Origin of the sequence: Pyramidobacter piscolens W5455, assembly GCF_000177335.1 — a bacterium.
GTDB classification, from domain to species: domain Bacteria; phylum Synergistota; class Synergistia; order Synergistales; family Dethiosulfovibrionaceae; genus Pyramidobacter; species Pyramidobacter piscolens.
Genome location: NZ_ADFP01000124.1, coordinates 12071 through 34669, shown reverse-complemented (window position 1 = coordinate 34669; position 22599 = coordinate 12071). Strand labels below are relative to the sequence as shown.

Genomic DNA, 22599 nt, shown 5'->3' with positions numbered 1-22599 from the left:
TTCAATGTACGATTACCTTATCGTCGGCAGCGGCCTCTTCGGCAGCGTCTTCGCCCACGAGATGGCACAGGCGGGCAGAAAATGCCTTGTCATCGAACGCCGGAACCATACAGGCGGCAACGTTTACTGCGAAGAAAGAGACGGCATCAACATTCACAAATACGGGGCCCATATCTTCCACACCAGCGACAAGGACGTTTGGAACTATGTGAATCAGTTCGCCGAGTTCAATAACTACGTCAATTCCCCCGTAGCCAACTACAAAGGCGAGCTCTTCAATCTTCCCTTCAATATGAATACGTTCTCCAAGCTCTGGGGGCTCGTGACGCCCGCTCAGGCGGCGGCGAAAATTGCCGAACAGCGAGAGGCCGTAAAGGGAGAGCCGAAAAATCTCGAAGAGCAGGCCATATCCCTCGTAGGCAGCGACGTTTATGCCAAACTCATCAAAGGCTACACAGAAAAGCAGTGGGGGCGCAGCTGTACCGATCTGCCCGCGTTCATCATCAGGCGCCTTCCCGTGCGCTACACCTTTGACAACAATTACTTCAACGACCGCTATCAGGGCATCCCCGTCGGCGGGTACAACAAGCTCGTCGATGCGCTGCTGAAAGACATCGAAGTGCGGCTTGGCGTTGATTTCAACGAACAGCGTCACGACTATGAAGGCATCGCCAAGACGATCGTTTACACCGGTCCTATCGACGCCTATTTCGACTATAGACTTGGCAATCTGGAATACCGCGGGCTTCGCTTCGAGACAGAACGCTTGGAAGAAGCCAACCATCAGGGCGTAGCCGTCATGAATTACACCGATCGGGAAACCCCGTACACGCGCATTATCGAACACAAACATTTCGAGTTCGGCACGCAGCCCGTGACCTATATCACAAGAGAATATCCCTGCGATTGGCAGCCGGGACAGGAAGCTTACTATCCCGTCAACAATGCCCGCAATCAGGAACTCTATGCCCAATACGCCAAGCTGGCGCAGAACGAGCGGAACGTAATCTTCGGCGGACGTCTTGCGGAGTACAAATATTACGACATGGACGACGTGATCGCCAGCGCGCTGAAGTGCGTCAAAGAGCAAACCGGAGCCTGATCATCTGTTGGATTCGACATCATGATTCCGAATAAATGTTTTGGCAGGCAGCGAGGGGAAACACCGTATTATGAGGAACTTGTTTGTAACCTTACATTAATAGTAAGCTCTTCACAAATTGGAGAAAATGCAAGGCTCAATACTGTTCCCGGAATGTTTTATGCGGGCAAAAAGGCGATTCGTCGCGTTGCGGATATTGTTTTCCCAAAAGGTACGCTAACGAAGAGAATGGTTCAAGCGCCTTTTAAGACGTTAACTGAATGGCAATATATTATTACATATGAGGTGTAAAGAATGGATGCCTTATTAACAATTATAGTTCCGGCATATAATATGGAAAAAACCATTGCCGATTGCTTAAATAGTCTGATTTTTCAAACAGAAAGAAATCATAAAATTGTGCTAGTTAATGATGGTTCGACAGATTGTACCGAGAAAATCTGTTTGGAATTTCATGAGCATTATAAAGATTTGATCACATATGTTTATCAAGAAAATCAAGGACTAGGAGGAGCTAGAAACACAGGGATGCAATATGTAAGAACTCCCTTTTTTTGTTTTCTTGATAGCGATGATTGGCTCAATACAAGATATGTTGAAAAATTTTCTCAATTAATAGAAAAAATAGATAAAACACCCGACGTGGTCTTTACCCTCCCATGGGTATATGACTCTGTCACAAAAAGGGTATCCCCTTGGATGGATAAGGATTTATATGACAGAATCTTTGAAGTTTGCAATGGAACTTCATGTAAAAAAACGAATGTCATAGAAAAACCTGAATTGTATGCTCTGGAAGTCAGTGCGTGTCGTAAAATTTATCGAACGGAGTTTTTACAGAATATCAAATTTGAGTTTCCTAAAAAGTTAAAATGGGAGGATGTCCCTGGGCATTTTGAATTATTGCACAATGCAAATACCTGCGTAGCTCTTCCCGAAGTAGGTTTTTTCTATAGGACCAATCAGGGTAGGCAAATTACATCGGGTAGTGGTGTTTCCCGACTTGATATGATTCCTATATTTCAAGAACTTTTAGCTGTTCAGGAAAAATATAATTTTACTAAACGAGAACGAGCGTACGTATTAAGACTGATGCTAAATTTCAGCTTATGGAGTGTTGATGCGACGAATCTGCAATATATAAACGAACTTCTTGAAGGGTTTCACCAAGTGTATCAGGATTTTTCTGAGGCGGATATACAGCAATATTTGAACAGTGTTTCTCCTGATAAAAATAGGGATGCCGGCTTTCTGCGTTATGTGATTGGAAAAGATTATCTTGAATTGGCCGATTATAGGACACGAGGGGAAAAAATTTCTGATGGAGCAAAGATTTCTTTAAAACAGGGGAATGTAAAGAAAAAGAAAAATAACCTTATCCAGGGTGGAATTCAATGTATTAGAGATCATGGATGGTCATATACGGCAAAGAGAACAGTTAAAAGATATCTGCTAAGAGAGCAACGCTAGGAAATGTAGAGACAGGAGAAAAATTTTCATGAATGAAATGAATTGTTACTTAAACGCGCACCCTGGTATTCACAATGTAGCGTTATTGCTCAATGATAAATGCGGCTATACTGAAATTAAGGATTTTTTGTGTAACATTACGCCTGCCAAACTTACGGTGGCGACATTTTGGAGTTATGAAAAAGTTGAAAGCATCAAAAACGAACTCGAAAGAGATTCATATTTGAATGTCTTTCATATGCCTGAAGAGATTGAATTTACCGATATTCCAAAATTTTCCGGATTAGATGGCGATTGGGCGCTTTGCACATTGGACATTCAACCCGAAATCCTATTAAAAATGGCTTCTTTGACTCCTCGATATCTGTTAGCAGAAATTCAGGAAAGCTATATTAGTGCATATAAAGTTTGGGAAGTCTACAGAACTACAGCTGATTTCATCCAGATAAAAACATTACGTTGTCATAAGGAACCTCAAATCCTGAATTGGAAAAGACGGAAAGATTCAAGCATTGAACTAAGTGTTGTTTTTCCTATGTATAATGTAGCCAAATATTTGGATCAATGCATTGAAAGTGTTACAAAGTGGAAAGCTCCGTATGTGGAATTTTTGTTTGTTAATGACGGTTCTCCTGATAATTCAAGAGATGTTGTCTTAGAATGGTCAAAACAAGATCTGAGAATAAAACTTCTTGATAAAACAAACGGAGGTTGTGCTTCAGCTAGACAATACGGAATGGAACGTGCCCAAGGAAGATACGTTGGTTTTATTGACCCTGATGATTTTATTGATGAAAGTATGTTCCGTAAGCTGTTACAAAGCGCAATGAACGGGTCGTATGATATCAGTTACTGTGGTTATAACGAGTTTTATGAGAATACTCAAAAATCAAAGCGGGTTGAGGATACATTAGGATGGCCATATTGTGATGGAACATATAATCCCAAGCTGATTTGGGAGCTTGTTGCTCACTGTCGTGTTGCTATCTGGAGATGCATTTATAAAACAGAAATGCTTAGAAAAGCCGGATTACATTTTTATACAGACCTGCGGCGTTTTGATGATCTTCCGTTTAAAATTGAAACATTTGCTGCCGCAAAGTCTGTTATCTCGGTTCCTGAATATTTGTACTATTATCGTTTAGCGAGACCGGGACAAGATGTTTCTGCTGATGATGAGCGTTTATATGTTCACTTTAGCATATTTAAACATCTTAACAATTCTATAGCTTCTCAAAATAATGCGCTTCTGACAGACTTGCTTCAGGTAAGTAAAATTCAAACTCATTTGTGGGCGCTAAGCAAAATAAAACCAGAATTTAAAAAACAATATCTTGTGCGTGCAAGGGAAGACCTTATGACTACAGGAAATCTTGAGAGAACCTATTTACTTGCAAAGGAACGATGTGGAAAAGAAATTGCAGAACGTTATAAGGCTGTAATGAAGGGGGACTATTATGGAACTACTGATTAAATCGCCGTTTGCTCACGTGAGATAGTATAATTAAGCTGTTCTAAAATAAAATAGTATTACCCAATGCAACGTAATTTATCATGAAAGACAAAGGCTGCTTCCTCTTCCAAAATGGGAAGAGGAGGCAGCCTTTGTACTTTTGTGGCAAGAGACCCGTTAGCCCCACTGGATCAGGCCCGTGTCGAACAGGTTGTCAAGGTCGGGGCTGTAGGCGAGGACGCGCAGGCCGTAGAGGTAGCGGCCGTTGTGGGTGGGCGTGTAGGCGCCCCGGTAGACGAGGCGTTCCTGGTCGTCGCCGCCGGTGCAGGTGAGCGCGAGCACGTCGGGTTTTTCGATGAAGTTGCGCTCGTCGCTGCGTCCGGCCACGAACTGGAGCTGCAGTTCTTCGGGTTTCATGGCGCCGGGCACGACATACGCGGTGACGCTGAGCGGATCGGTGCAGGCCACGGCGTTCTGCACGAGCCCCTGAACCTGGATCTGGTCGATGCGCACGCCGGCGAAGCGCGCTCCGACGTCGGCTTTCCATGCCGCGAGCGTGCGGGGCAGCAGGCGGTTTTGGGCGCGCATTTTCACGTGGCGCTGCGCGGCCGGCCGGTAACATTCTTCGAAGTACTGGCGCACCATGCGGGCGCTGCTGTACTGCGGGCTCAGCGTAGCGACGCTGTTTTTCATGCGCGCGATCCAGCCGTGGGGCAGTCCGTCGTCGGAGCGTTCGAAGTAGAGCGGCGTCACTTCGTCTTCCAGCAGCGCGTAGAGGCTTTCGGCGTCGGCGTAGTCGCTCTGCTCGGCGGGCGTGTCGTGGATGGATGTGACGCGCGGCCCGATGGTCCAGCCGTTGAGCCCGTTGTCGCCTTCGCACCACCAGCCGTCGGACACGCTCAGATTGAGCGTGCCGTTGGGGGCCGCTTTCTGGCCGCTGGTGCCGCTGGCTTCGTAGGGGCGGCGCGGCGTGTTCAGCCAGACGTCGCAGCCCTGCACCATGGTTCTGGCGATGTCGAGGTTGTAGTTGGGGATGAAGAAGAGTTTGCCGAAGAGTTCGTTTCGGCTGGCGAGCACGACTTTCTGGATCAGGTCGTTGCCCTGTGTGTCGGCCGGATGGGCCTTGCCGGAAAAGACGAGGATCACGGGACGCCGGGCGTCCGAGAGGATTTTCGTCAACCGCGCCAGATCGGCGAGCGCGAGCGCGGCGCGTTTGTAGGGCGCGAAACGGCGCGCGAAACCGATCACCAGCGGCGTCTGTTCCCATTCGGAGGAGGCTTTGTGGAACGCTTTGGGCGACGTTTTCTTGAGCAGCTCCAACAGGATTTTTTTCTGTTCCTGTTTGGCCTGCCAGAAATCGGCGTCGGCGATCTGTGACACTTTTCGCCATTGCGGCGACTGCGGCGGCAACGAATTCCAGTCCGCCCCCACCGCCGTTGCGAGCAGCGCCGCCGCGGGGCGCCCCGCAAAGCTGTTCAGGTGCACGCCGTTTGTGATGTAGCCGATGGGGATCTCTTCCGCGGGCACGCCTTTCCAGTTGAACTGCCACATGGCGCGCGACACGCTGCCATGGAGGCGGCTGACGCCGTTGCTGCGCACGGCGTGGTTCAGCGCCAGCAGCGTCATCTCGAAATCGCCGGACGTTCCCGGGCGGGTGCCCAGGTTCATCAGCTCGTCGCGGCTGACGCCGATGCGCCGCGCCAGCTCGTCGAAATAGCGGTGCATGAGTTCGGCGGAAAAACGTTCGTTGCCGGCGTCCACGGGCGTGTGCGTGGTGAAGACGCTGTCGCCGCGCACCACTTCGCGGGCGGCGGCGAAGCTGAGGCCGCGGGTCAGGCAGAGATGGCGGATGCGTTCCAGGACCATGAAGGCCGAGTGCCCTTCGTTCATGTGGTAGGCGCGCGGATGATAGCCCAGCGCCGCCAGCGCGCGCGGGCCGCCCATGCCGAGCAGGATCTCCTGGCGGATGCGCGTGTCGCGGTCGGCCACGTAAAGGCGCTCGGTGATGCGGCGGTCTTCTTCGGTGTTCTTGGGCGTGTCGGTGTCGAGCAGATAGAGCGGCACGCGCCCGACCTGAACTTTCCAGACGCGGGCGAAAAGCGTGCGCGCAGGCAAGTCGAGCGACACGTAAAGGTGTTCGCCGGTCTTTTCGTTTTTGACGCGGCTGATGGGCAGCAGCCGGAAATTGTTCTCCGGATAGAGCGCCGTCTGGTGGCCGTCGGCAGCGATTTTCTGCTGGAAGTAACCGCACTTGTAAAGCAACCCCACGGCGACCAGCGGGATGCGCAGGTCGCTGGCCGACTTGAGGTGGTCGCCGGACAGCACGCCGAGACCGCCGGAGTAAATGGGCAGACTTTCGTGGATGCCGTACTCGGTCGAAAAGTAGGCGACGGGCGTTGTGGCCGTCAGTTCGGGAACCGACTCGTCGAAAGGCGCCTTCATGTCGGCGTCGAATCGTTCCAGAGCGCGGCCGTAAAGCTGGGCGTATCCTTCGTCCCGCGCCAGCTCGACAAAGCGGCTGTGATCGGTTTTTCCCAGCAGTTCGACGGCGTTGTGCCCGACTTTGTCCCACAGCGCCGGATCGACGCGGCGGAACAGCGGCTCGTATTCGGGATGCCACGTCCACCAGAGATTGTGCGCCAGTTCGTCGAGGCGGCTCAACTTGTCCGGCAGCTTGACCGAACTGGTGAAACCGTGCAGCAGCGGCGTCACCGACGGTGTGCCGGTGAAGACGCGCGTCAGGATTTCGTCGTCCATGCGCGACGCCGGCCGCGTGGCCACGCGCTGGCGCGCCTGTTCGGCGGCGAGGGCGTAGGCGTCGTCGTAGTGCTGATAAAAGGTGGACCAGTCGGTCTTTTCGGCCAGCGCGCGGGCGGCGGCGCGGCGTTTCGCCAGCGTTTCCTCCGGCAGCGAAGCCAGCTCGCCCATCAACGAGGCCAGTTTTTTGACCGTCGCCTCGTAAGGCGCGTGGCTGCGTTCGAGGACAACGATGCCTTCGTTCTCGCCCTGCTCGCGCGCCCAAAGGCCGAAGCCCGCCAGATCGCTGGTGACGGTCGGCACAGCGTTGGCCGCGGCCTCCTGAGGCGTATAACCCCACGGCTCGTACCACGAGGGGAAGACCCCCGCGTCGCAAGCCGACAGCACCTCGTCGTAGGTCATGCCGAAGAGGCCGTCCTGCCCGTCCAGCAGGGCGGGGTTGAGGACGACCTGCACGGCGTTCTCGGGACGGTTGTCCAGCCCAAGGCGGGCGCAGGAGTTCAGGATCGGGTCGTGGACCTTGTCGAAAACTCGATGAGCCGTGAGCCAGAAGGGCGTGTCGTCGGGTTTCTGGGCGGGATCGCCCGAGAGCGCCCGTTCGTCGGTGCCGTTGTGTCCGTTCATGACGGCGCACAGGGCGACGATGGGCGGTTCGCCCGCGGAACGCGAGCGGTTCAGCGCCGCGGCGGCGTCGAGAAACAGATCGATGCCTTTGTTGCGGAACTCGTAACGCCCGGAGATGAGGAACAGGCGGCTGTTTTCCGGCAGCGTACGGCGCAGCAGACGGCCGACGGCGGCGAGAATTTTTTTCTTGTTGGCGGCGGGCGCGGAACGGTCGCCGCTGTAATCGGGAATGGCGCTCAGGCTCAGACCGTTCGGCGTCACCAGGTCGGGGCGCCGGCCGAGAAACGCCGCCGCCTCGTGAGCCGTGAGGGCGCTGACCGTCGTGAAACAGTCGGCTTCGCGCGCAGCGGCCGTTTCCATGGAACACTTGGCGGTGACGTTGAAGTTGGCGGCTTCGCGCGCCGCGTTGATCTGGTCCATCTCGGCGTAAATGTCGCGTCCCGCCCCCGCCATGGAGCGTCCCAGCACGGTGGCGTGAGTGGTGAATACCGTTGAAATGGAGGGCGCGTGCTTTTTCAGGTAGAGCAGGCCGGCGCCGCACATCCACTCGTGGAAATGGGCGGTGACGGCGCGTTCGCCTTCGTTCTCGTCGGCGATGACCTGCGAGAACGCCGCGATCGCCTCGCCGCAGGCCATGCTGAACATCACCGGCTCCACGTAGTCCCACGCGCCGGTGAGCGAATCGACGCCGAAGTCGCGCCACAGGTCGTAAAGGATCTGATTCTGATTGTAGCGATCTTTCCAATCCACGAGGACCGCTTTGGGCGAGCCGGGGATGTCCCAGCGCCCGAAGCGGCATTTCAGATTGTGAAGCGCCGCGGCGCGTCGGAACGTCTCCCACAGGCGCCCTTCCTCGCCTTCGGCGGAAGCCTCGATGAATCCCGGGTTTTTGTCGCGCGCCGGACCGAGCAGAAAATAGTTCTGTCCGAAGCGCTCCACGGCCTGCCGGGCCTTTGTGGCGACCACGGTGTAAATGCCGCCGACTTTGTTGCACACTTCCCATGAAACTTCGAAGAGCGTGGCGGAAAGCCGAGCTGAATCCTTATGCGTCATGAAATACCCCTTTACTCGGATCTCTCGTGATTTTTAGCCGTCCAGCGTCATTTTGAAGTCGGACAGCACGTTCATGTAATTGATGTAGGCGTCGTAGGGCGTGCCGTAGGGATTGAAGTATTTGTGCACGTCGCCGTCGGAGAACCATTTGGTGCACATGTAGTAGAAATGATCCGACGTCTGCAGCCGCCGCCAGGTGCGCACGATGCCTTCGTCGCCGTCGGCCAGGACTTTTTCCTTGAGCGAGTAAACGGTCTCGATGGCGTCGCATTCCATGTCGTTGCCGATCCAGGCGGTGAGGTCGCGTTCCACGTCGGCCCATGAAATGGCGTTGGGCACGTCGATGCGGGCGATGGGCGAATAACGCTCGGCCGCCTGCGAGGGCGTGACGAAGTCGAAGTTGGGATCGGCGAAAACGGCTGCCGGCAGCGCCTCCATGAAGTCGAAGATGCCCGTTTCGGCCCATTGGTGTTCGCCGAACGTCTCGTAGTCCATGAAGAGGTTGATCAGCTCGCCGGCTCCGTTGACGGCGTGCGCCCAGCCCGCGAACTTCTCGGCGGTGAGCGGCCACTGGTCCCAGCCGCGGTTGGAAAAACGGAACGCGATGTCGTCGGACAGCCGGTAGTTCTTGAGCAGCAGCTTCAGCTTCGTGCAGCTTGACGGCTGGTACATGTAGTTGGGACTGCGCCAGCCGAGGATGTGGTCGGCGCCTTCGGTGAGGATCGCCTCGTAGCCCATGTCCTCGACCATGCGCGCGATGTCGTTGCGGTAGATCAGCTCGGTGTTGCGGAACACGCGCGGCGTCGCGCCGAAGTGTTTTTTGATCAGCTCGTCGTGCAGCGCAACTTGCGCGCGGAACTCGTCGGGATCGTACAGCGCGGCCAGCGAATGGGCGTAGGTCTCCGAGAGCAGTTCGACGCAGCCCGTGTCGACAAGCGTGCGGAAGCTGTCGAGAATTTCCGGCTGGTACTCTTCGAACTGGTCCATGGCTGTGCCCGAGAGCGAAAACGCGACGCGGAAGCGCCCTTCCCAGCGACGGATCATTTTCAGCAACAGTTCGTTCATGGGCAGATAACATTTCTGCGCCACTTTGTCGAGGATGGTGCGGTTGACTTCGGCGTCCTCGTAGAAATGATCCTGCCCGATGTCGAAGAAGCTGTAGTGTCGCAGCCGATACGGCTGATGAACCTGGAAATAGAAACAGATCGATGGCATAGCGCTCAACTCCTCCGGATGCAGTCACGGTAAATTGCGTTCAGGCGATCGGCGGCTTCAGACCAGCGGATGCGGCGCAGATCCTCGCGGCTGTTCTTCACCATCGCTTCGGCCAGTTTCGGGTAGGCGAGCACGGCGCAAATTTTGTTGGCCATCTCCTGAACGTCCCAAAAGTCCACCTTCAGCGCGTTGCGCACCACTTCGGCGACGCCGGACTGCCGCGAAAGGATCACCGGCGTGTCGCAGATCATTGCCTCCAGCGGGGCGATGCCGAAGGGTTCGGAGACGCTGGGCATGACGTAAAGGTCGCAGCTGGCATACATCCGTTCCACGTTCACGCCGGACTGGAAGCCGGGAAAGTGGAACGCGGTCCCCATGCCCAGCTGGGCGATACGGCGCACCATGCGGTAGAACATGTCGCCGCTGCCGGCCATGACGAAGTGCACGTCGGGCATGCGCTCGTGCACGAGCCGAGCGGCTTCGACGAAGTAGTCGGGCCCTTTTTGGTACGTGATGCGGCCCATGAAGAGCACGCGCTTCTCCCGGTGCGGCGGGATGCTTCGCCAGCCCAGCTGCGATTCGTTGCGGTTGACGGCGTTGTGGACGACGTCGATTTTTTCGTCGGGGATCTGGTAAAGGCGCATCACTTTGCTCTTGGTGTAATAGCTTACGGCGACCACGCGGTCGGCGGCGGTCATGCCGGCCCACTCGATGTGGGCGATCTCGGGATTGACGTTTTCGCCGCTGCGGTCGTGTTCCAGCGCGTGGATGTGAGCGATCAGCGGCTTGCCGGTGATCTGCTTGATGAGGATTCCCGCCGGATAGGTCATCCAGTCGTGCACGTGGATCACGTCGAATTCTTCTTCGCGCGCGATCTGCGCGGCCGCGAGGCTGTAGCGGTATACTTCGGACATCAGATCCTGCCCGTAACCGCCGTGGATTTCGACCGGCTTCCAGCGAACGGGCGCGTCTTGCGGCTGCGAGACCGCCGCTGCGGCGTCGGCCGGCCAAACGCTCCCGCTAAGCTGCGGCAGCCCGAGGCGGCGGAAGATCTCATTTTTCCCGCCGGCGGCGCTTGAGGTTCGGCGGCCTTTGCCGTGCCGGGCGAGTCGTTGTTCGTAACTTGCCGCGCTGTCGTAGGGGCGGAGGCTCGACCTGATGCCGCGCACGACCATCCGCGCGGCAAACCGTTGAAGCTCCGCGATGCTGCTGTTTTGCCGTGGCCTCGTACCGTTTTGGGAACGGCTGTCCGGCGCGGCCGTGGGGCCCTCCGCTTCTGGTTCGCTCCGCGAGACGACGGGAATCAGCGTTCCCGAAGCGGAACGCAGCCTGACATGCGACTCGGGGTGCTCGGTCAAGCGAGTCTGCGGCATGACGAAAAGCACGTCGGTGCCTTTTCGCAGCAGCGCCTGCGTGATGCCGTAACAGGCGGTGCCAAGGCCTCCGCTCTTGTCGGGCGGAAACTCCCAGCCAAGCATGAGCACGCGCATTTACATCGTCTCCTCTCGCAGGTGCGCCTCCCAGCGTCGATACACGCCCGGAGCGGCGCGCTGCATTTTTTTCAGGACGCGCAGCAGTTCCGCCACGCTCCAGGCCTGGGCGACGGCGCCGTTGGGACGATAAGGCGGCGCGGCGTCGAAGATCTCGGCCACTGAACCGATGCCGTACTCGCGCAGATGGGCGGTGCACAGCGGCGTGATCGTCCCCAGCAGATGCCGGGCGGCCGCCGGCCGATCCCACAAAGCGAAGAGCAGGGTATCGCCGTAGGCTCCCAACAGCCACGGCCAGACGGTGCCCTGGTGATAGGCGGAATCCCGTTCTTCCGGCGAACCTTCGTAAAGCGATCGGTAGTTGGCGTCGGCGGGCGACAGCGTGCGCAATCCATACGGCGTGAGCAGCAGCGTGCGCACCCGGGCCAGCATCTCCGCCGCCAGCGGCCGGTCGAGCACCGGTTCGGGCAGCGAGGCGGCGAAAAGCTGGTTGGGGCGGAAGCTCCAGTCGGCGCCGTTTTCGCGCCATACGTCGGCCAAGTAACCGCGCTCCTCGCTCCAGAAGCGGCGCTGGAATTCCTTTTTCAGCGCCGCAAGACGCTTTTTATCCCACGGCGGCGTTTCGCCCAGCGCAGCGGCGGTCTTGCCGGCAAAAACGAGGGCGTTGTACCACAGCGCGTTGATCTCCACCGGGCAGCCCCAGCGCGGCGTTACCGGCCGTCCGCCGACCGACGCGTCCATCCACGTGAGCTGGGTGTCGGGGGCGCCGACGTGGAGCAATCCCGCTTCATCCATGCGCGTGTGGGGCGCGCGTCCGTCCGCGTACGCGGCGATGATCTCCTTGACAGGCTGCCAGCACAGATTTTTGACGAGCTGCAGCCCATTGGCGGCCTGTTCGGTCATCTGCTGGACGGCCCAGACGTACCAGAGCGAGGCGTCGGCGGAATTGTAACTGTGATGGACGCCGTCGGCTCCGTAACAGTTGGGGATCAGGCCGTTCTTCATGGCTCGTCCCGCGCCCGCGAGGATGTCCACGCCCTCCTGGCTGCGTCCGGCGCAGAACGTCAGCCCCGGCAGGGCGATGAAAGTGTCGCGCCCCCAGGCGTCGAACCACGGATAGCCGGCGATCACGATTTTTCCGTTGCGCGGGCTGTCGATGAGGAATTTTTCGCCCTCCCGCTCGAGATGGGCGGTCAGACTTCCGTCCTCGCCGCGGCTGAGACGGCGCCGCGTTTCGTCGTTCCAGAGCCGCGCCAGCCGTGCGGCTTTGCCGGTCGGCTGCAGGGCGGCGCTGAGGATCACGGGACGCTGCGGCGCGAGCTCGATTTCGAACAGGCCGGGCTGGAACAGGTCTTCCGCGTAAGGAAAGCCGCGCTCACGCTCGATCAGGTATTCGGCGTTGTAGTACCAATCGGGCGACGGCAAAAACGTGAAGCGGCCGTCGGTCTGCATGAACAACGGCGGCATCCCGTCGTAAGGTTCAACCTTGAAGCCGGCGGTCTCCGGCCAGGTGCGCACGTGCAGATTCATGTTGGCGTGCGTGAGCGCGTGAAAATTCCGGTAGGCGAGCAGCGGCTTGATTCTCAGCTTGGCCTGCGCGGCGCCGCCTTCCAACGAATAGCGGATCAGCACGCGGTGTTCGCCGTGCGGCATGACGATCTCGCGCGTCAGCACGGCATCGCCGATGCGGTAGCGAAACAGCGGCCAAGCGCCGATCTCGGCCTCGCGCAGATATTCGTGCCCCTTGGGGAAGAAGTTGTCGGGATGCTGGCGGCAGGAGAAGAAAAACTCGTGCCCGCCAAGCAGCAGCGATTCTTCCAGCGCCGACAGCAGCACGTGACGCCCCGCCGGACGGTCGAGGTTGGCGACGAAAAGTCCGTGATAGCGGCGCGTGTTGCACGAAACGATAGAGCTGGAGGCGTAATCTCCCAGACCGTTGGTTTCCAGCCACTCCAGGCGCAGCGATTCACGCAGGTTCTGGCATATCGCCTTGTTGTATTTGAAGTTCATGTCTGTTCCCTCCTCCGAGCCCTGAGGTGCGGCGTTGATATTATCTTCTATCTGTATTATAAACACTTGCGCGAGTGATTGTAAATCAAATCTGTGTTAAAATCTCAGCGATTTCTCGAACGGGACGAAAAGGGCGCGGGCGTATTCCCGCGTCGGCCCTGGAAAACACGGAACGGGAAGGACGGGAGGACCGATCATGCCTGAACTGCCGGAGGTCGAAATGGTAAAGAACGTGACGGCGCCGCAAATCCGCGGACGCCGCATCGAAAAAGTGGCGCTGGAACGTCGCGACGTGATCGCCCACCCGGCGCCGGACGATTTCGTCGAACTCGTGACGGGGCGCGCGGTGACGGGAATGGGACGGCGCGGCAAATTCCTGCGCTTCTTCCTCGACGACGGCGCCGAGATGGTGTTGCACCTGCGCATGACAGGGCGGCTGCTGGTCGTGCCGCCGGAATTTCCCGCGGAGAAGCACACGCGCGCCGTTTTTTCGCTGAGCGGGCGTCTGCAACTGCGCTTTGCCGACCTGCGCCGCTTCGGCCGCTTCTGGCTGCTGCAAAAGGGCGAGAAAGACTGCACCGGCATGGACAAACTCGGTCCGGAGCCCTTCGACGCCGGGCTGACCTCCGTCTGGCTGAAAGAGCGGCTGGGCGCTTCCCGACGTGCCGTCAAGACCTGCCTGCTCGACCAGCGCGTCGTCGCCGGCATCGGCAACATTTACGGCGACGAAATCCTTTTCGCCGCGCGGATCCGGCCGACGCGCGCCGCGTCCTCGCTGAGCCGCCCCGAATGGGAGCGCCTGACGCGGGCGATCCGCGAGGTGATGCGTTTTCACGTGGAGCAGATCGACGTTTCGGCGGAAGAATTTCTGCGCGGACGCGGCACGGAATACCGCAACACGCCGTTGCTGAAAGTTTACGGGCGCGACGGCGATCCCTGCCCCGTCTGCGGCGCGACGTTGCAGCGCGCCGTCGTCGGCGGCCGTTCCAGCGTGTTTTGTCCGCGCTGCCAGAAGCGGAGGGAAACAAAAGTGCCTTCGCTGCGGCAAGGAGCGGCGGAAAAAATGAAGGACGTTCGATGAACGACACTGTTCCACGTGGAACAATGTCCCACGAAAAACGCCGGCGGTCGTTTGACCGCCGGCGTTTGCGTACGGAGCGCCCAGGAGCCGTTTCCGGCCGATGCCGATTTTCCCCGTTCACCGCCGAAGAAGAAATCGCTCCGGTTTCAGCCCCATGGATGCACAGAGCCGTTCGCACTCGTCGAACCTGTAGCACAGCGTGGCGGCGCGGTGACTGTCGCTGGACAGAACGACGCGGCCGCCTTTGGCGGCGATGCGTTTCAGCAGCGGCGGCGACGGATAAGGCGTCGTACGCCAGCCGCGGGAGATGGCGCCGCTGTTGACCTCGAAAGGCCGTCCCGTTTCCAGCAGGGCGTCAAGGGCTTCGGTGGCGGCGCGGACGTAGCGCGGATGACTTTCGTCGAAAAACCGTCCGCCCTCGTTGAATTTCGCGATCAGGTCGAAATGGCCGATCAGATCGGCGCGAGTGCGGCCGACCACGTCGGCTTCCTGCCGGTAGTACAGTTCGGCCATCGCGTAAAAGTCGCCGCCGAAATATTCTTGGGCGGCCTTCTGGAAAATTTCGGGATCCCCGTCGACCGGCACATAATCGCCGCCGATCTTCAGATAATGCACCGAGCCGATGACATAGTCGTAGTCGCCGGCGGGCAGATCGGCGAAATAATCCTGCTCGATGCCGCAACAGATGGCCAGCCGCTGCCGGTACTTTTCGCGCAGCGCCGCGATCTCGCTCCTGTAGGCGGCGGTCCCCGCCGCGGACATGCAGTACGATTCGTCGCAGGGCGTGTGGCTGTGGCCGGAGAAGCCCAGCCGCGTCATGCCCATGGCGACGGCGGCCTGAACGACGGTCTCGGCGCGGTCTTCGCCGTCGCAGAACGTCGTATGGACGTGAAAGTCCTCGCGGATCATGAGGTCATTTTCTCCTGCTTCACCTTGCGATCGATGACATGCCGCGAAGCAAGCTCATGCATGACGTCGTCGAGCGAGATCCCCGCCTGGATCATCAGCACCAGCACGTGGTAGGCGAGGTCGGCGATCTCGTAGACGGTCTCTTTCGTGTCCTCCGCTTTGGCGGCGATGATCACCTCGGTGGATTCCTCGCCGACTTTCTTGAGAATCTTGTCGAGCCCCTTCTCGAACAGATACGCAGTGTAGGAATTTTCCTTCTTCTCGGTTTTGCGGGAGGCAATGAGCCGCATCAGATCTTCCAGCGAGAATTCGCCGCGGCTCTCGCTCCGCCAGAGAGGGTTTGCGAAACACGAATCCGTGCCGAGATGACAGGCCGGCCCGTCGGGATCGACCATGACGAGCAGCGCGTCTTTGTCGCAGTCGGCCGTGATGGAGACGATGTGCTGGCAGTTGCCGCTGCTTTCGCCCTTGAGCCACAGACGCCGGCGCGAACGGCTCCAGAAACAGGTCAGCCCTTTGGCCATGCTGATCGCCAGGCTCTCGCGGTTCATGTAGGCCAGCGTGAGCACGCGCTTTGTGGCCGCGTCGACCACGATCGCGGGGATCAGTCCCTTTTCGTCGAATTTCAGTTCGTCGATGGAAATCATGCAATCGTCCTTTTCTCAGTCAAAGCCTGACGGGGATGTGGTTTCGGGCCATTTCCGCCTTGAGGTCGGCGATCTTCACCTCGCCGAAATGAAAGATGGACGCCGCCAGCCCGGCGTCGACCTTGGGCAGCGTTTTGAACAGCGTGATGAAGTCGCCGACGCTGCCGGCCCCGCCGGAAGCGATCACGGGGACCGATACGGCTTCGCAGACGGCGGCGAGCATTTCCAGATCGAATCCCTTTTTCGCGCCGTCGGTGTCGATGGAGTTGACCACCACTTCGCCGGCGCCGTCGCCGACGCAGCGCGTGATCCATGCGACGGCGTCCATGCCGGTATCGTCGCGCCCGCCGCGGGCGAACACGTGAAAAGCGCCGTCCACGCGTTTGACGTCGACGGAGAGCACGACGCACTGGTTGCCGTACAGTGCCGCCGCTTCGCGGATCAGTTGCGGGCGCGCGATGGCGCCGCTGTTGACGCTGACTTTGTCGGCGCCGCAGCAGAGCGCGCGTTCGAAGTCGGCCACGGCGCTGATGCCGCCGCCGACGGTGAGCGGGATGAAAACGCGGCGCGCCGTCTCGCGCAGGATTTCCGTGAAAAGCTTGCGTCCGTCCGGCGACGCGGTAATGTCGTAAAACACCAGCTCGTCGGCGCCGCAGGAACTGTAGAATTGTGCCAGATCGGGCGGCGACGACACGTCGTGAAGCCCCGCAAAGTTGACGCCCTTGACGACGCGTCCGTCCTTGACGTCGAGACAGGGGATGATTCGTTTGGCAATCATTGGGTCACCTCGATCGCTGCCGCGATGGAAATCGCTTTCGTGTAACAGGCCTTGCCGATGATCGCGCCGTACAGTCCCAGCGCGGCCAGCCGCCTGACGTCGTCCAGCGACGAGACGCCGCCGGAGGCGATGATCCGCATTTTCAGTTCGGTCGAAAGAGTCTTGTACAGCGCCACGTTCGTCCCCTGCATCATGCCGTCACGTGAGATGTCGGTGCAGATCAGCGTGGAAACGCCGTCGGACTGCATGCGCCGACAGAACTCGAAAGCTTTCAGCGGCGATTTTTCCGTCCAGCCTTTGACGGCTGCAAAGCCGTCTTTGATGTCCACGCCCACGGCGATGCGCGCGCCGTATCGTGCGACGGCCCGGGCCGCGAAATGCGCCTGGGTCGCCGCGGCCGTGCCGAGGATGACGCGATCGACGCCGGCGTCCAGATACGCGACGATCGCGTCCATGCTGCGGATGCCGCCGCCCACCTGACAGAACAGGCCGGAACTTTTTTTGACGGCGACGATCGTCTCGAGGTTGGGAGTGCCGCCGTTTTTGGCGCCTTCGAGGTCGATCAGATGAAGCTGTCTCGCCCCCTGGGCGGCGAAATCGGCGGCGACGGTTTCGGGGCGGTCGCTGTAAACGGTCATCCGCGCGTAATCGCCGCGCTGCAGCCGGACCGCTTGGCCGGCGTAAAGGTCGATGGCCGGATAGATCAGCATGAGGAACCTTCCAGCTCGCAGAAAGCGCGCAGAATGTCGAGGCCGACGGAGCCGCTCTTTTCGGGATGGAACTGGCAGCCGAACACGTTGTCCCGTGCGACCGCCGCCGTCAGCCAGGCGCCGTATTCGGTCTCGGCCGTGACGTAGTCGTCGCAGCCCCGCGCGGCGAACGAGTGCACGAAGTAGACGCAGTCGCCCTCTTTGACGTACTTGAACAGCGGCGTCGGTTTTCTGAATTTCAGAGCGTTCCAGCCGATGTGGGGGATCTTCAGTCCCGGCGGGACCGCTTCGGCGATGGCGCGGACTTCGCCGGGAATCAGACCGAGCCCGGCGTGTTCGCCGTACTCGAAACCTGCGTCGAACAACAGCTGCATGCCGAGGCAGATGCCCAGAAGCGGCTTGCCGGAGGCGGCCTCGTCCAGCAGAGGACGGTCGAGCCCCGAGGCGCGCAATTTGTCGGCGGCGTCGCCGAAGGCGCCGACGCCGGGCAGGATGATCTTTTCCGCACGGCGTAGTTCAGACGCGTCGGCCGTGACGGTCGCTTCCGCGCCGAGGGCCGCGAACGAGCTGCGCAGCGAAAAGAGGTTGCCCACGCCGTAATCGACGATGGCGATCACTTCAGAGCACCCCCTTGGTGGACGGGATCTCGTCGGCGCAATCGGCCTCGATGGCCACGGCCTGACGCAGACTGCGGGCCGCCGCCTTGAACGCGCCCTCGATGATGTGATGCGAGTTGCCGCCGGCCAGCCGGCGCAGATGCAGGGAGCAGCCGGCGCAGCGCGCGAAAGCCTGCCAGAATTCCTGCACCAGCTCGGTGTCGAACGTGCCCACCTTTTGCGCACGGACCGGCAGGTCGTAACCGAGGCACGCGCGTCCGGAGAAATCCACGGCGGCGAGGATCAGAGCTTCGTCCATGGGCAGGGCGCAGAACCCGTAGCGCGAGATGCCGCGCTTTTCGCCAAGCGCCTGCGCAAAGGCCCGGCCGAGACAGATGCCGATGTCTTCGACGCTGTGATGGTCGTCCACGCTCGTGTCGCCGCGGCAGGTCAGCTTCAGATCGAAACGGCCGTGCCGCGCCAGCAGCGTCAGCATGTGGTCCAGAAAGCCCACGCCGCTGTCGATCTCGCTTTGTCCCGTGCCGTCAAGTTCCAGCCTCAGGGCGATGTCGGTCTCGGCGGTCTGGCGGATGATTTCGGCATGACGCATTCAGCATTCCTCCAAAATAGTTCCAAGCGTGTCCAGCAGGCGGTTCATCTGCTCGCGGCTGCCGATGGTGATGCGGTTGTGCCGGGCCAGCAGCGGCGTGTCGAAATGGCGCACGAGGATGCCGCGGGCGCGCAGTTCCTCGTAGAGCTTGTGACCGTCGATTTTGGGATGGCGGGGAAACACGAAATTGGCCTTCGAGTCGCCAAGTTCAAAGCCCATTTCGCGTAGCGCGGCGGTGACGTCCTCGCGCGTCTCCATGACGGCGCGGCAGTTGGCGCGCGTGTATTCCTCGTCTTCCAGCGCGCCGATGCCGGCGGCCATGGTCATGCCGTTGACGTTGTAGGGATTGGTGGCGTATTTGATCGCGTTCAGGTCGGCGATCAGCTCCTTGCACGCGGCACCGAAGCCGAGGCGGGCTCCGGCCATGGAGCGCGACTTGGAAAACGTCATGGTCACGAGCAGATTGTCGTACTTGTGGATCAGCGGCAGCGCGCTTTCGCCGCCGAAGTCGACGTAGGCCTCGTCGACGACGACGACGCTGCCGGGATTGCCCCTGACGAGGCGTTCGACGTCGGCGAGCGGCAGGGCCAGCCCCGTGGGAGCGTTGGGATTGGCGATGAAGATGGTTTTGTTCAGGCCGACGTAGTCGCTCACGTTCACAGAAAAGTCTTCGCGCAGCGGAATCTCTTCGCACGGCACGCCGTTCAGCGCCGCGAGGACCTTGTAAAAACCGTAGGTGACGTTGGGGAAGGCGGCGGGGTGCCCGGCGTCGCAGAAGGCCATGAAGGCGAAGTTGAGGATCTCGTCGGAACCGTTGGTGCACAGGACCTCTTCGGGCGCGAGATGGTAGACTTCGGCCAGTTTCGCGTTCAAGGCGCGGCACTCGGGGTCGGAGTAGAGGTTCAACCGGCGCGCGGCCTCCGCGGCGGCGCGGAGGGCTCGCGAGGAAGGCGGAAAAGGCGATTCGTTCGTATTCAGCTTGATGAACTCCTGGCTGCGCGGCTGTTCGCCCGGCACGTAGGGGATCAGCCCGGCGTATTTGCTGCTGAAAAAGCGGCTCATTGTTTTTCCTCCATTCGACTCAGAACGCTGCGGGCATGCCCCGTCAGCCCTTCCCGGCGCGCGAAGCCGGCAACGTCCGGCGCCGCTTTGCGCAAAGCGGCGCGCGTGTAATAGATGTACTGCGATTTCTTCACGAAGTCGTCCACCGACAGCGGGCTTGAAAAACGCGCCGTGCCGCCGGTGGGCAGGGTGTGGTTGGGGCCGGCGAAATAATCGCCCAGCGCCTCGGGGCAGTGGCGCCCGAGAAACACCGAACCGGCGTGACGGATGCCGTCAAGATAGTCGAACGGAGCGTCGACGCACAGCTCCAGGTGTTCCGGCGCGATCGCGTTGGCGATCTCGACGGCTTTCGCCAGCGTGTCGGCGACGATGATTTTGCCGTTGTTCTCGATGGCGGCGCGGGCGATCTCGCTCCGTTCCAGTTCGGGGAGCTGGCGCTCGATCTCGGCCTGGACGGCCCGGGCCAGCGCCATGGAATCCGTGATCAGCACGGCGCTGGCTATTCTGTCGTGCTCGGCCTGCGCGAGCAGATCGGCGGCGCACCAGCGCGGATTGGTCCGGCCGTCGGCGATGACGAGGATCTCGCTGGGGCCGGCGATCATGTCGATGGAGACGGCGCCGAAGACCTGTTTCTTCGCCTCGGCGACGAACGCGTTGCCGGGGCCGACGATCTTGTCCACGCGCGGCACGCTTTCCGTACCGTAGGCCAAAGCGGCGATGGCCTGAGCGCCGCCGCTCTTGAAAATTCGGTCGGCTCCGGCGACGCGGGCGGCGGCGAGGATAGCGGGATCGACCGAACCGTCCCGGCGCGGCGGCGTCGTCATGATGATCTCGCGCACGCCGGCGATCTTGGCGGGAATGAGATCCATCAGCACCGTCGAAGGGTAGGCGGCCGTGCCGCCGGGCACGTAAACGCCGGCGCGGTCCATGGGAATAACCTTCTGGCCGACGACGACGCCTGGCTCGTCGTTGATGATAAAGCCGTTCCTGAGCTGGCGCGAATGAAAGGCGCGGATGTTGCCTGCCGCCTTCTCGAGGATGCCGATAAACTCCGGCGCGACCTGCGCCACGGCGGCCTCGATCTCCGCCGGCGTCACCGCCAACGCCTCGAGTCTGGCGCCGTCGAATTTCTCGGCGTATTTCTTCAGCGCCGCGTCGCCGTTTTCCCGCACGTCGGCGATGATCTCGGCCACGACGTCCCCGACGTCCGCGGCGGGGATGGCGCGCGCGAGGATATCCCCGTCGGCGACCTCGCCGCATTTCAATATTCTGATCATTGTTCTGCCTCCGTCATGGCGGTCATGGCCCGCATGATCTCCAAGATCTGTCCGTTTTTGAATTTGAAGCTCGCCTTGTTGGCGATAAGCCGCGCGCTGATGGAGACGACCGTGTCGAGCACGCGCAGATGGTTTTCCTTCAGCGTCGTGCCCGTTTCGACGATGTCGACGATCACGTCGGAAAGACCGAGGATCGGCGCCAGCTCCACCGAGCCGTTGATGCGGATGATGTCGATGTCGCGCCCTTTGGCGGCGTAATAGTTCTGGGCGATGTGCACGAACTTGCTGGCGACGCGCAGCGTGCGGTCGGGGTTGTCGCGGAAGTCCACCCGCGCGGCGACGGCCATGCGGCAGACGCCGGTATGGAGGTCGAGCAGCTCGTAAACGTCGGGCTCGTTTTCGAGCAGGATGTCTTTGCCTGCCGCGCCGAGGTCGGCTGCTCCCCGCTCCACGTAAATGGCGACATCGGAGGGCTTGACCCAGAAATAGCGCACGCCCTTGTGCGGGTTTTCGAAAATCAGACGGCGCCCCGGCTCGAGCACGCCGCCGCATTCCAGCCCGGCCCGCGCGAACATGGCGTAGACCCGCTCGCCCAGGCGTCCCTTGGGCAGTGCCACGTTAAGCATGTTCAAGGAGCTTCGCCTCGTTCCCTTCAAGTCTCATCAGCTGCCTGAACTTGATGCCCTCGGGCAGTTCCTTTTGGGCCATGACGCTGTGTCCGCCGGACGTCAGCTTGGCCGCGGCGGCGCGCAGCGCGCGGGGATCGTCGCGGCGGTCGTAGAGAAGGAGCGTGTCCACGTCGTAGGCGCGTTCGGCGTGGTCGAGCCGTTCGAGCAGGTCCAGATAAATGGCGAAACCGATAGCGCCCGACTGGTGCTTCATCTTGCGCATGAGTCGATCGTACTGGCCGCCGGAAAGGACGCCCGTCGGCACGCCTTCGACGAAGCCGCGGAAGACGATGCCGTTGTAGTAATTGAGGTCGTTGGCGACGGAGAAGTCCACGCGCAGCATGTCCTCGAGGTCAGTCCCTTTGAACTGTACGACGATGCGTTCCAGCTCGTCCAGCTGTTCGGCAAGCCGCGCGCTGCCGGAACGGCTCAGCAGGGCGCGCAGCTTCGGCATGGCCGCGGCCGGACGGTCGCAGAGCGACACCAGCCGGCGGAGGGCGGCGGCCTTGTTCTCCTCGACGCCGGACTGAGCGCAGATCAGGCTCAGCTCATGCACGTTTTTTTCGTTGATGCACTTGAGGACGGCGCGGCGGACGCTTTCGGAAAAGGAGAAGTCGTCGATGATGGCGGCGATGATGCCAAGATGAGCGACATCGAGCACGCAGCGCGGCGAAATGCAGCGCAGACTTTCGGCGGCGAGCATCAGCACTTCGCCGATACAGTACGCGTCGATGGCGCCCACGCACTCCAGACCGACCTGCATGATCTCTTTGAACGTGCGGGTCTTCTGCGAGACGCGGTAGACGTTCTCGTTGTAGAAGAGTTTCTGGACGACGCCGGGCTCGTCTTTGATGTGGCGGATGATGGAGAGCGTCACGTCGGGTTTGAGAGCCATCAGGCGCCCGTTCGTGTCCGTAAAGGTGATGACGCTGTCGCTGACGAGGAAATCCTTGTTGCGCACGTACAGATCGTACTCCTCGAACTTGCTCATTTTGTAATAGGAGTAGCCGTATTTCGAGTAAAGCGAACGCAGCGCGAAGATGGCGCGCTCGTCGTACTTGAGGGAATTCGAGTCGATGTTCATTCT

Annotated in this window: 19 protein-coding genes; 5 read left to right on the top strand and 14 right to left on the bottom strand. The window is 59.7% G+C overall.

Annotated elements, in window-relative coordinates:
- Window positions 1–4 precede the first annotated feature (4 nt).
- The 4 genes from glf to HMPREF7215_RS12925 are packed head-to-tail and all read left to right on the top strand — an operon-like array spanning window position 5 to window position 4046.
- Complete coding sequence (gene glf, locus HMPREF7215_RS10785; RefSeq protein ID WP_009165922.1) at window positions 5–1102, top strand: UDP-galactopyranose mutase; 1098 nt, start codon at window positions 5–7, stop codon at window positions 1100–1102.
- Window positions 1103–1123: 21 nt separating this feature from the next.
- Window positions 1124–1393: a hypothetical protein gene (locus HMPREF7215_RS13375; protein ID WP_156797534.1), complete on the top strand. Its 270-nt coding sequence runs from the start codon at window positions 1124–1126 to the stop codon at window positions 1391–1393.
- Window positions 1394–1396: 3 nt separating this feature from the next.
- A complete protein-coding gene (locus tag HMPREF7215_RS12930) occupies window positions 1397–2572 on the top strand; it encodes a glycosyltransferase family 2 protein (RefSeq protein WP_009165921.1) in 1176 nt (391 codons plus the stop codon).
- A gap of 28 nt (window positions 2573–2600) precedes the next feature.
- Complete coding sequence (locus tag HMPREF7215_RS12925) at window positions 2601–4046, top strand: glycosyltransferase (RefSeq protein ID WP_009165920.1); 1446 nt, start codon at window positions 2601–2603, stop codon at window positions 4044–4046.
- A 156-nt stretch (window positions 4047–4202) separates the two neighbouring features.
- Here HMPREF7215_RS12925 and glgP read toward each other — a convergent pair whose 3' ends face one another.
- The 4 genes from glgP to HMPREF7215_RS10765 are packed head-to-tail and all read right to left on the bottom strand — an operon-like array spanning window position 4203 to window position 13174.
- Window positions 4203–8459, bottom strand: a complete 4257-nt coding sequence (gene glgP / locus HMPREF7215_RS10780; RefSeq protein ID WP_009165919.1) for an alpha-glucan family phosphorylase — start codon at window positions 8457–8459, stop codon at window positions 4203–4205.
- Window positions 8460–8492: 33 nt separating this feature from the next.
- Entirely contained in the window at window positions 8493–9674 is a 1182-nt protein-coding gene (locus tag HMPREF7215_RS10775; RefSeq protein WP_009165918.1) for a glycoside hydrolase family 57 protein, read from the bottom strand.
- A 5-nt stretch (window positions 9675–9679) separates the two neighbouring features.
- On the bottom strand, window positions 9680–11164 hold the full coding sequence (locus HMPREF7215_RS10770) for a glycosyltransferase (RefSeq protein ID WP_009165917.1): 1485 nt from the start codon (window positions 11162–11164) through the stop codon (window positions 9680–9682).
- A complete protein-coding gene (locus tag HMPREF7215_RS10765) occupies window positions 11165–13174 on the bottom strand; it encodes an amylo-alpha-1,6-glucosidase (protein ID WP_009165916.1) in 2010 nt (669 codons plus the stop codon). It abuts the gene before it with no gap.
- Between the two features lie 196 nt (window positions 13175–13370).
- On the opposite strand from HMPREF7215_RS10765, the gene mutM reads away from it, so the two are divergent.
- A complete protein-coding gene (mutM, locus tag HMPREF7215_RS10760) occupies window positions 13371–14255 on the top strand; it encodes a bifunctional DNA-formamidopyrimidine glycosylase/DNA-(apurinic or apyrimidinic site) lyase (protein ID WP_009165915.1) in 885 nt (294 codons plus the stop codon).
- A 117-nt stretch (window positions 14256–14372) separates the two neighbouring features.
- Here the strand turns inward: mutM and HMPREF7215_RS10755 are convergent, their stop codons facing one another.
- Genes HMPREF7215_RS10755 through HMPREF7215_RS10710 form a run of 10 tightly spaced genes read right to left on the bottom strand, consistent with a single transcriptional unit; the run spans window position 14373 to window position 22596 of the window.
- Window positions 14373–15164 carry a histidinol-phosphatase gene (locus HMPREF7215_RS10755; RefSeq protein WP_009165914.1) on the bottom strand — a complete coding sequence of 264 codons (792 nt, stop codon included), beginning with the start codon at window positions 15162–15164 and terminating at the stop codon, window positions 14373–14375.
- Window positions 15161–15811, bottom strand: coding sequence for a bifunctional phosphoribosyl-AMP cyclohydrolase/phosphoribosyl-ATP diphosphatase HisIE (hisIE, locus tag HMPREF7215_RS10750; RefSeq protein WP_009165913.1), 651 nt, complete (start codon window positions 15809–15811; stop codon window positions 15161–15163). Before hisIE ends, HMPREF7215_RS10755 begins: the two co-directional genes overlap by 4 nt.
- Window positions 15812–15830: 19 nt before the next feature.
- Window positions 15831–16589, bottom strand: a complete 759-nt coding sequence (gene hisF / locus HMPREF7215_RS10745) for an imidazole glycerol phosphate synthase subunit HisF (protein WP_009165912.1) — start codon at window positions 16587–16589, stop codon at window positions 15831–15833.
- Complete coding sequence (hisA, locus tag HMPREF7215_RS10740; protein WP_009165911.1) at window positions 16586–17299, bottom strand: 1-(5-phosphoribosyl)-5-[(5-phosphoribosylamino)methylideneamino]imidazole-4-carboxamide isomerase; 714 nt, start codon at window positions 17297–17299, stop codon at window positions 16586–16588. The genes hisF and hisA overlap by 4 nt, the downstream gene beginning before the upstream one ends.
- A complete protein-coding gene (hisH, locus tag HMPREF7215_RS10735) occupies window positions 17293–17916 on the bottom strand; it encodes an imidazole glycerol phosphate synthase subunit HisH (RefSeq protein WP_009165910.1) in 624 nt (207 codons plus the stop codon). Before hisH ends, hisA begins: the two co-directional genes overlap by 7 nt.
- Before the next feature lies 1 nt (window position 17917).
- A complete protein-coding gene (gene hisB / locus HMPREF7215_RS10730) occupies window positions 17918–18505 on the bottom strand; it encodes an imidazoleglycerol-phosphate dehydratase HisB (RefSeq protein WP_009165909.1) in 588 nt (195 codons plus the stop codon).
- Window positions 18506–19567 (bottom strand): histidinol-phosphate transaminase, encoded by a 1062-nt coding sequence (hisC, locus tag HMPREF7215_RS10725; protein WP_009165908.1) that lies wholly within the window; start codon window positions 19565–19567, stop codon window positions 18506–18508.
- On the bottom strand, window positions 19564–20844 hold the full coding sequence (gene hisD, locus HMPREF7215_RS10720; protein WP_009165907.1) for a histidinol dehydrogenase: 1281 nt from the start codon (window positions 20842–20844) through the stop codon (window positions 19564–19566). The genes hisC and hisD overlap by 4 nt, the downstream gene beginning before the upstream one ends.
- Window positions 20841–21470, bottom strand: coding sequence for an ATP phosphoribosyltransferase (gene hisG / locus HMPREF7215_RS10715; protein ID WP_009165906.1), 630 nt, complete (start codon window positions 21468–21470; stop codon window positions 20841–20843). Before hisG ends, hisD begins: the two co-directional genes overlap by 4 nt.
- Entirely contained in the window at window positions 21463–22596 is a 1134-nt protein-coding gene (locus tag HMPREF7215_RS10710) for an ATP phosphoribosyltransferase regulatory subunit (protein ID WP_009165905.1), read from the bottom strand. The genes hisG and HMPREF7215_RS10710 overlap by 8 nt, the downstream gene beginning before the upstream one ends.
- Between the last annotated feature and the right edge of the window lie 3 nt (window positions 22597–22599).

What these genes read in the sequence shown, in the direction of transcription:
- glf (WP_009165922.1), top strand. Translation starts at nt 5, where the DNA reads ATGTACGATTACCTTATCGTCGGCAGCGGCCTCTTCGGCAGCGTCTTC.
- HMPREF7215_RS13375 (WP_156797534.1), top strand. Translation starts at nt 1,124, where the DNA reads ATGATTCCGAATAAATGTTTTGGCAGGCAGCGAGGGGAAACACCGTAT.
- HMPREF7215_RS12930 (WP_009165921.1), top strand. Translation starts at nt 1,397, where the DNA reads ATGGATGCCTTATTAACAATTATAGTTCCGGCATATAATATGGAAAAA.
- HMPREF7215_RS12925 (WP_009165920.1), top strand. Translation starts at nt 2,601, where the DNA reads ATGAATGAAATGAATTGTTACTTAAACGCGCACCCTGGTATTCACAAT.
- glgP (WP_009165919.1), bottom strand. Translation starts at nt 8,459, where the DNA reads ATGACGCATAAGGATTCAGCTCGGCTTTCCGCCACGCTCTTCGAAGTT.
- HMPREF7215_RS10775 (WP_009165918.1), bottom strand. Translation starts at nt 9,674, where the DNA reads ATGCCATCGATCTGTTTCTATTTCCAGGTTCATCAGCCGTATCGGCTG.
- HMPREF7215_RS10770 (WP_009165917.1), bottom strand. Translation starts at nt 11,164, where the DNA reads ATGCGCGTGCTCATGCTTGGCTGGGAGTTTCCGCCCGACAAGAGCGGA.
- HMPREF7215_RS10765 (WP_009165916.1), bottom strand. Translation starts at nt 13,174, where the DNA reads ATGAACTTCAAATACAACAAGGCGATATGCCAGAACCTGCGTGAATCG.
- mutM (WP_009165915.1), top strand. Translation starts at nt 13,371, where the DNA reads ATGCCTGAACTGCCGGAGGTCGAAATGGTAAAGAACGTGACGGCGCCG.
- HMPREF7215_RS10755 (WP_009165914.1), bottom strand. Translation starts at nt 15,164, where the DNA reads ATGATCCGCGAGGACTTTCACGTCCATACGACGTTCTGCGACGGCGAA.
- hisIE (WP_009165913.1), bottom strand. Translation starts at nt 15,811, where the DNA reads ATGATTTCCATCGACGAACTGAAATTCGACGAAAAGGGACTGATCCCC.
- hisF (WP_009165912.1), bottom strand. Translation starts at nt 16,589, where the DNA reads ATGATTGCCAAACGAATCATCCCCTGTCTCGACGTCAAGGACGGACGC.
- hisA (WP_009165911.1), bottom strand. Translation starts at nt 17,299, where the DNA reads ATGCTGATCTATCCGGCCATCGACCTTTACGCCGGCCAAGCGGTCCGG.
- hisB (WP_009165909.1), bottom strand. Translation starts at nt 18,505, where the DNA reads ATGCGTCATGCCGAAATCATCCGCCAGACCGCCGAGACCGACATCGCC.
- hisC (WP_009165908.1), bottom strand. Translation starts at nt 19,567, where the DNA reads ATGAGCCGCTTTTTCAGCAGCAAATACGCCGGGCTGATCCCCTACGTG.
- hisD (WP_009165907.1), bottom strand. Translation starts at nt 20,844, where the DNA reads ATGATCAGAATATTGAAATGCGGCGAGGTCGCCGACGGGGATATCCTC.
- hisG (WP_009165906.1), bottom strand. Translation starts at nt 21,470, where the DNA reads ATGCTTAACGTGGCACTGCCCAAGGGACGCCTGGGCGAGCGGGTCTAC.
- HMPREF7215_RS10710 (WP_009165905.1), bottom strand. Translation starts at nt 22,596, where the DNA reads ATGAACATCGACTCGAATTCCCTCAAGTACGACGAGCGCGCCATCTTC.